This window comes from Paracoccus sp. (in: a-proteobacteria) (genome assembly GCF_046289755.1).
Classification (GTDB): Bacteria; Pseudomonadota; Alphaproteobacteria; order Rhodobacterales; family Rhodobacteraceae; genus Paracoccus.
In genome coordinates this window covers 1-7,648 of record NZ_JBKBVD010000086.1, presented here as the reverse complement: position 1 = coordinate 7,648, position 7,648 = coordinate 1, and the positions used below count along the sequence as shown (strand labels likewise).

The 7,648-nt window shown below is 65.8% G+C and carries 8 protein-coding genes; 1 reads left to right on the top strand and 7 read right to left on the bottom strand.

Going from position 1 to position 7,648, the window contains the following annotated elements; translation table 11 throughout:
- Positions 1-170 precede the first annotated feature (170 nt).
- The 7 genes from ACK41U_RS18620 to cobS form a co-directional block, all read right to left on the bottom strand.
- Complete coding sequence (locus ACK41U_RS18620) at positions 171-788, bottom strand: CPBP family intramembrane glutamic endopeptidase (RefSeq protein ID WP_409683547.1); 618 nt, start codon at positions 786-788, stop codon at positions 171-173.
- 17 nt (positions 789-805) lie between these two features.
- On the bottom strand, positions 806-1,627 hold the full coding sequence (locus ACK41U_RS18615; RefSeq protein ID WP_409683544.1) for a GH25 family lysozyme: 822 nt from the start codon (positions 1,625-1,627) through the stop codon (positions 806-808).
- Positions 1,628-1,742: 115 nt separating this feature from the next.
- Positions 1,743-2,048, bottom strand: coding sequence for a hypothetical protein (locus ACK41U_RS18610; protein WP_409683541.1), 306 nt, complete (start codon positions 2,046-2,048; stop codon positions 1,743-1,745).
- A gap of 51 nt (positions 2,049-2,099) precedes the next feature.
- On the bottom strand, positions 2,100-3,503 hold the full coding sequence (locus ACK41U_RS18605) for an FAD-binding oxidoreductase (RefSeq protein WP_409683537.1): 1,404 nt from the start codon (positions 3,501-3,503) through the stop codon (positions 2,100-2,102).
- 89 nt (positions 3,504-3,592) lie between these two features.
- A complete protein-coding gene (gene cobT, locus ACK41U_RS18600) occupies positions 3,593-5,455 on the bottom strand; it encodes a cobaltochelatase subunit CobT (protein ID WP_409683534.1) in 1,863 nt (620 codons plus the stop codon).
- 4 nt (positions 5,456-5,459) lie between these two features.
- Positions 5,460-5,942, bottom strand: a complete 483-nt coding sequence (locus ACK41U_RS18595) for a hypothetical protein (protein WP_409683532.1) — start codon at positions 5,940-5,942, stop codon at positions 5,460-5,462.
- Positions 5,942-6,913 (bottom strand): cobaltochelatase subunit CobS, encoded by a 972-nt coding sequence (cobS, locus tag ACK41U_RS18590; protein WP_409683529.1) that lies wholly within the window; start codon positions 6,911-6,913, stop codon positions 5,942-5,944. The genes ACK41U_RS18595 and cobS overlap by 1 nt, the downstream gene beginning before the upstream one ends.
- A gap of 131 nt (positions 6,914-7,044) precedes the next feature.
- Between cobS and ACK41U_RS18585 the strand changes: the two genes are divergently transcribed.
- Complete coding sequence (locus ACK41U_RS18585) at positions 7,045-7,599, top strand: sigma-70 family RNA polymerase sigma factor (protein WP_409683526.1); 555 nt, start codon at positions 7,045-7,047, stop codon at positions 7,597-7,599.
- Positions 7,600-7,648 lie beyond the last annotated feature (49 nt).

Sequence of the window (7,648 nt, the reverse complement as noted above, 5' to 3'; positions counted from 1 at the left end):
ATCGCGCACGCGGTGGACCCAGCCCGACAGGCGGACGGTATCCCCGGCATGGGCGGCGGTCAGGTCGCCGCAGGTATGGCTGCGATAGGCGTGCATGATGTTGGTCCCCGTGTTTCCAGCCCCCGCAGAAACCGCGCAAAGGGCCGGAAGTCAACCTCTGACAGGGGGGCTCAGAACGGGCGGGTGACGTTGCCGGTGTAGAAATAGACGCCCATGCCGATGGCGAACAGCAGGTTCCCGGCCACGGCATGCAGCACGAAGGCCGCCGGAAAGCCATGGCGCAGATAGGCGCGGGCAAAGATCCAGCCACCGATAAAGGTCATCAGCGCCACGATCCACGACCAGTACATCAGATGCGCAAAGGCGAAGATGGCCGAGTTCAGCGCGATGGCCCCCTGCCCCTGCGGCAGGATTGCGCCATAGCGGTGAAAGAACAGCGGGCGGAACACCAGCTCCTGCGGCAGCGCCGACAGCAGCGGATAGAGCAGGAAGATGACGATCAGGAATTCAGGCCGGTTGCGCGGCAGCCACCACAGCGCCTCGGGCTGAAACATCGACAGAATCACCCAGCCCGCCAGCATCGTGGCCGCGCTGATCCCCGCCACCTCCAGCCACGGCACCCGACGCCAGCCGCGCACCAGCACGCGCCACTGGAACCCGCCCGTGTGCCACAGCAGCGCCATGCCCACGATGCTGACCAGCGCCAGCGCGGTGAACAACTGCCCCGGCGGCAGGAACAACGCGATCGCCAGCGGCGCCCCGATATAGAGCGCCGCAAATTCGATCATCAGCCAACGGTGCGGCCTTACCGCACCATGCGTCTCTGCAACCATCTTCCCCAATCCGCAGCCGAGCCGGCAAAGGCATTGAGGTCGGTATCGCCCCGAATGCCGGGAACGATCCCCGTGCCGGTATATTGCCAGAAGGTCCAGCGCTGACCCGGATAGATCACGCTGGGGTGGTTCGCGACCGAGCGCAGCCAGAATTCAGCGTTCAACTGACCCAGACTGTTCTCGCGGTAGAAATCGACCGTCGTATAGACGACAGGGCGCTGCCCGTAGTGACGGCCCACGATATCCATGAAGATATTGGCCTCACGGTGGATCTCGCTGGCGGGCGGACGCCGGGGGCAATTGCGCGAATTGGTCCATTCAAGGTCCAGCACCGGCGGCAGCGAGCCTGCCTCGCGCGGGACATTCTGGATGAACCAGCGCGCCTGCTCGGCCCCGGTGCGGCAAAAGTAATAGAAGTGATAGGCCCCGCGCGGAATGCGCGCCTGACCCGCCTGAGCCCAATAGCGGCGGAAGTTCGGATCGCTATGGTCGCCTCCTTCGGTCGCCTTGATGAAGGCAAAGCTGATGCCCGCATTGCGGACCCGCATCCAGTCAATGTCACCTTGCCAGCGCGACACGTCGATGCCGTGGACGGCATGACCATAGGGCGAACCGCCGCTCCAGGGATGCGGGGCGCGGTCGCCCAGCTGCGGATTGGCCCCCGGTCCCGGCGCGACCTGATAGCCGCCTCCGTATCCGCCCTGAGGCGAGCCTCCGCGCGGTGGTGTGCGCGAACATGCCACCGCGACTGACAATACCACCACGCCAAGCAGCAGCTTGATCAGATATTTCATCCTGCCCCGTTCCTTTTGTTTTCGAGATCCTGCCCGCACGCGCTTGTCGCACGATTATTGCGGTTATCTCAAAGGAACGGGACAAAGTCACCGCGCTCTGTGGGTCACGAAAGCGTCAGTTCGCGGGGGCCGCCGGAGTCGCGGGGTCGGACATGGCGCCGTCACCGCCCTCCATCGCGTCGGCAGGCGTGCCCGCATCGGGCGCCACGGGTGCCGCTGTCCCGGCTTCGGTCCCGGCAGCCTCGGTCGAGGTCACACCGGCGGGCGGCGGGGTTGTTGCAATGCCGTCGCCACCGTCTTCGACCGCACCCGGGCTGAAGACCAGAAACGCCGCCAGCGCCACCAGCAGCGCCACGATAATGCCAATGATGGCAGGCTTGTGGCGCCGGGCTGCCTTTTCAGGCTCATAATTATGGGACATTGGCTTCCTCGCAACTCGTTGGGTTGTCAGGAGAACGCCATGACGCGCAGGCTAGTTCCGGTCGGGAACCAGCTTTCCGGGGTTCAGAATGCCGCAAGGGTCCAGCGCGGCCTTGATGGCACCCATCACCTGCCAGCCTTCACCATGTTCAGCCTCCATCAGCCCACGCTTGCCCAGGCCCACGCCATGCTCGCCGGTGATCGTGCCACCGACAGCCAGCGCCGCACAGGCCATGCGTCGCGCCACCGCCGTGGCAGCGGCGATCTCTTCGGGCAGATCGGGATCAACCAACAACAGGGCATGAAAATTGCCGTCACCGACATGGCCCACAATCGGCCCGATCAGCCCGGCCTCGGCAATATCTGCGGTGGCGCGGGCCACCGCATCGGCCAGATGCGACATCGGGACGCAGACATCCGTGACCACCCCCGCCGCACCGGGCCGCAGCGCAAAGGCCGCGTGATAGGCACCGTGCCGCATCCGCCACAGCTGCGTCCGCTCTTCGGCGGTGGCGGCCCAGTCAAACCCTGTCGCCCCGAACTCTCCGGCAATTTCACCAAAGCGCGCCGCGTCTTCGCGCACCGAGGCGGGCGAGCCATGAAACTCCACCATCAGATGCGGCGTCTCGGGCAGCCCGGCCCCCGATTGCAGGTTGAAGGCGCGCGCGGTAAGCGCATCGACAAACTCGATCCGCGCCATGGGAATGCCGCTCTGGATGGTGGCGGTCACGCAGTCCACCGCCGAGGCCAGATCGTCAAAGCCGCAAACGGCGGCGGCGACATCCTCGGGCTGGCCATGCAGGCGCAGCGTCAGTTCGGTGATGATGCCAAGCGTCCCCTCGGACCCGACAAACAGCCCGGTCAGATCATAGCCCGCGCTCGATTTCGCTGCCCGCGTGCCGGTGCGGATCACCCGGCCATCGGCCAGCACGACCTGCAGCGCCAGCACATTGTCGCGCATGGTGCCATAGCGCACGGCGGTGGTGCCGCTGGCCCGCGTCGCGGCCATCCCGCCCAGACTGGCATTGGCGCCCGGATCAACGGGAAAGAACAGCCCCGTCGCGCGCAGATCGCTGTTCAGCGCCTCGCGCGTGACGCCGGGCTGGACCGAGACCTGCATATCCCCGGCCCGCACCTCAAGCACCCGGTCCATCCGCGACAGATCGACGGTCACCCCGCCCTGCACCGCCAGCGCGTGCCCCTCCAGCGAGGTGCCGGTGCCCCAGGCCACGACCGGCACGCCAAAACGCGAACAGGCCGCCAGAATGCCCGACACCTCCTCGACCGTCTCGGGCCAGACGACAGCATCGGGCGGCGGCGCACGGTGAAAGCTCTCGGACAGCGCATGCTGCCCGCGATCCCCCGAGGCGACAGAAAAACGCGCGCCCAACAAAGACTCAAGCGCCACAACCAGATCCTGCGGCAACCCGCGTTCCAACGCTTCAATCTGCTCCATCACACCCTCCCGACGCCCCGCTTCTTCTTCATACAAATATCCTCGGGGGGTCCGGGGGGCGAAGCGCCCCCGGCGCGCGCGGGACGCACTCACCCCCGCCGGTTCGCCCCCAGCACCCGCGCCCGCTTCTTCGGATCGCTCTCGAACAGCGCCGCCAGCTGTTCGGTGATCGCGCCCGCCAGCTGCTCGGCATCGGTGATCGTCACCGCCCGCTGGTAATAGCGCGTCACATCATGGCCGATGCCGATGGCCAGCAGCTCGACCATGCGTTTTTTCTCGATCATGGCGATCACATCGCGCAGATGGCGTTCCAGGAAATTCGCCGGGTTCACCGACAGGGTCGAATCGTCCACCGGCGCCCCGTCCGAGATGACCATCAGGATCTTGCGCGCCTCGGCCCGCCGCACCAGCCGCTTATGCGCCCATTCCAGCGCCTCGCCGTCGATGTTTTCCTTCAGCAGCCCTTCTTTCATCATCAGCCCCAGATTGGGCCGCACCCGGCGCCAGGGCGCATCGGCGGGCTTGTAGATGATGTGGCGCAGATCGTTCAGCCGCCCCGGCTGCGCGGGCCGCCCGCCCGCCAGCCAGGCCTCACGCGCCTGCCCGCCCTTCCAGGCGCGGGTGGTAAAGCCCAGAATCTCGACCTTGACGCTGCAGCGCTCCAGCGTGCGCGCCAGAACATCGGCGCAGATCGCGGCGATGGAAATCGGCCGGCCGCGCATGGAGCCGGAATTGTCGATCAGCAGCGTCACCACCGTATCCCGGAATTCGGTGTCCTTCTCGACCTTGAAGGACAGCGGCGTGGTCGGGTTGGCGACCACCCGCGCCAGCCGCCCGGCATCCAGCACGCCCTCTTCCTTGTCGAACTCCCAGCTGCGATTCTGCTGGGCCTGCAACCGGCGCTGCAGCTTGTTGGCCAGACGGCTGACGGCGCCGCGCAGCGGGTCAAGCTGCTTGTCCAGATAGGCGCGCAAACGCTCCAGCTCGGCGGGATCGGCCAGATCCTCGGCGCGGATTTCCTCGTCCCATGTCTGGGCAAAGACGCGATAATCGGCGCTGGCCTCGCTGACCGGCGGCGGCAGGTCGGGGGGCGTCTCGGCTTCGGGCATCTCGGCCTCGTCGCCCATCTCGTCGTCGGAGGCGTCGTCCATGCTGACCTGCGCCTGCCGCTCGTCCTGCGTCTGCTCCTGACTGCGGTCGGTGCTGGCCTCGGCATCCTCGCTGTCGTCCTGATCGCGCGACTGGTTGTCGCCGGATTCGTCTTCCTCTTCGGCGGTCTCCTCGCCCTCGTCATCCTCGGGCTGGTCGGGGTCCTCGCCCAGCTGATCGCCATAGCCCAGATCCGAGATGATGCGCCGCGACAGCCGCGCGAATTCCGCCTGATCGGCCAGCGAGCGGTCCACATCGCCAAGCGCGCCGCCCGCCTGTTCCTCGATGAAGGGGCGCCACAGATCGGCCACATGCTGCGCACCCGCGGGCAGCGCCCGGCCGGTGGCGGCCTGCCGCAGCACATAGCCCGCCGCGACCGACAGGGGCGCATCGGCGGGCGACCTGATCTGGGAATAGCCCTTTTTCTCGGCCTCGGCGCCGATGCGGGCGTCGATATTGGACAGCGCGCCGGGCATGTCGCGGGCGCCAAGCGCCTCGCAGCGGGCGGTTTCCAGCGCCTCGTAGATCTCGCGCGCCATCGGGCCTGCGGGGGTGTATTTCGCGTGCAGACCCGCGTCGTGATGGCGCAGCTTCATCGCCAGCGCATCGGCGGTGCCGCGCGCCAGCAGCACCTCGTCGCGGGTCATCCGGCGGCTGACCTGCGGCAGGCGCATCGTATCGCCCGCCACACCCGCCGGATCGGCGCTGAAGGTCACATTCAGCTCGCGTTCATCGGCCAGCGCGCGCGTGGCCTCGGTCAGAGCCTTCTTGAACGGATCGGCGGGGTTGTCGGTCTTTTTCATGATTTCACCCGCCTTTTAAGGAATACAATTGCTTTGCATTCACGAGGCTTGCAGCCTCAAATTGATACAAATCTTCTATGGTCAGAGATTGCGGTGCAGCCTCACGAAATTCGGCCGCAGACTCTCGGTCCCAAAACGTCAGAACCATTTCGCCGTCAGCACCGTTTGACCATAAGCCGTGGCAAATCCCGTTACGCCACTTGAGGATGCCCTTCACGGCCTCCTCAAGTCTATCGCACCAAAGGTCGCGCTGAAACTTTTCACCATAGGCTATCAAAAAACGGTTCAATCGCGCGTCAAAGCTGGCTTGTACAACTCCCTGCGCCTGACGCTCACCAATAGTGTCCGGGTCGAATTCTGGTCCGCCTAAAAGCGAAATGGTCGCAGAGGCAAGTGCGTGCTCAAGAACAGCAAAGCCGCGGACGGCACGTCCGATCGCTGCATATTGGGCATCGGTCAATTGCTCTCGATGACCTATTGCTTCCATCACACCGCCTTGGCAGCCGCACTTTCCGGCAGTTCCTCATCGAACAGGCGCTGATAGAACTCGGCCACCGTCTGGCGTTCCAGCTCGTCGCATTTGTTCAGGAAGGTCAGCCGGAACGCATAGCCGACATTGTCAAAGATCCGCGCATTCTGCGCCCATGTGATGACCGTGCGCGGCGACATGACCGTGGACAGGTCGCCCTGCATGAAGGCGGTGCGGGTCAGGTCGGCCAGCGTCACCATCTGGTTGATGGTCTTGCGGCCCTTTTCGTTGTTGTATTGCGGCACCTTGGCCAGCACGATCGCGGCCTCGGCGTCGTGGGACAGATAGTTCAGCGTGGCGACCAGCGACCAGCGGTCCATCTGGCCCTGATTGATCTGCTGGGTGCCGTGATAAAGGCCGGTCGTGTCGCCCAGACCCACCGTGTTGGCGGTGGCGAACAGGCGGAAATACGGGTTCGGCGTAATGACCTCGTTCTGGTCCAGCAGCGTCAGCTTGCCGTCAGCCTCCAGCACGCGCTGAATCACGAACATCACATCCGCACGGCCCGCGTCGTATTCGTCGAACACGATCGCGGTCGGGTTGCGCAGGGCCCAGGGCAGGATGCCCTCGTGAAACACGGTGACCTGCTTGCCGTCGACCAGCTTGATCGCGTCCTTGCCGATCAGGTCGATGCGGCTGACATGGCTGTCGAGGTTCACGCGCACGCAGGGCCAGTTCAGCCGGGCGGCGATCTGCTCGATATGGGTGGATTTGCCGGTGCCGTGATAGCCCTGCACCATCACCCGGCGGTTATAGGCGAAACCGGCCAGAATCGCCATCGTCGTGTCGGGGTCGAACTTGTAGGTGCTGTCGATCTCGGGAACGCGCTCGGTCCGTTCGGCAAAGCCCTTGACCTTCATGTCGCTGTCCAGACCGAACACCTCGCGCAGGTCGATCTCTTCGGTGGGTTTGGCGTTCATGTCCAGCATCGTAGCGGCCCTTTCCTCGCGTCCGCGCCTTGATCGCGCATTCGTGGCGCAGGCGCAAGCGGGGGGCGCGTTGACGGCCCGGCCAGCCGCCCATAAGGTGGCGCCAAATTTCAGGATGCAGGACGCCGCACTTGACCGACGCACGCCGAACCGAGCTGGAAAGCCTGATCGCCCGTGTCGCACTGGGCGACCGCGAGGCCTTCGACAAGCTGTATGAGGCGACCTCGGCCAAGCTGCACGCGGTCTGCCTGTCGGTGCTGCGCGACCGCCCCGAGGCCGAGGAAACGCTGCAGGAGGTGTATATCCGCATCTGGCAGAACGCCGCGCGCTATGCCGCAAACGGCCTGTCGCCGATGACATGGCTGATCACCATTGCCCGCAACCGCTCGATCGACCGGCTGCGGGCGCGCACATCGCGCCCGGCGACGGCGCCGGCCGAGGCCGCCGTCAGCCTGCCCTCGGGCGAGCCCGGCCCCGAGACCGCCGCGATCCGCGCGCAGGAACGCCGGATGCTGGATGAATGTCTGGCCCAGCTGGCCGCGCCGCAGGCCCATGCCGTGCGCTCGGTCTATCTTGAGGGCGTGACCTATGCCGATCTGGCCGAACGCGAGGGGATGCCGATCAATACCGTCCGCAGCTGGCTGCGCCGCAGCCTGTTGCGCCTGAAGGACTGTGTAAGCCAATGACCGACGACGCCCCCCTGACGCCCCCCGAGCAAGACGAGGCGCTGGCGGC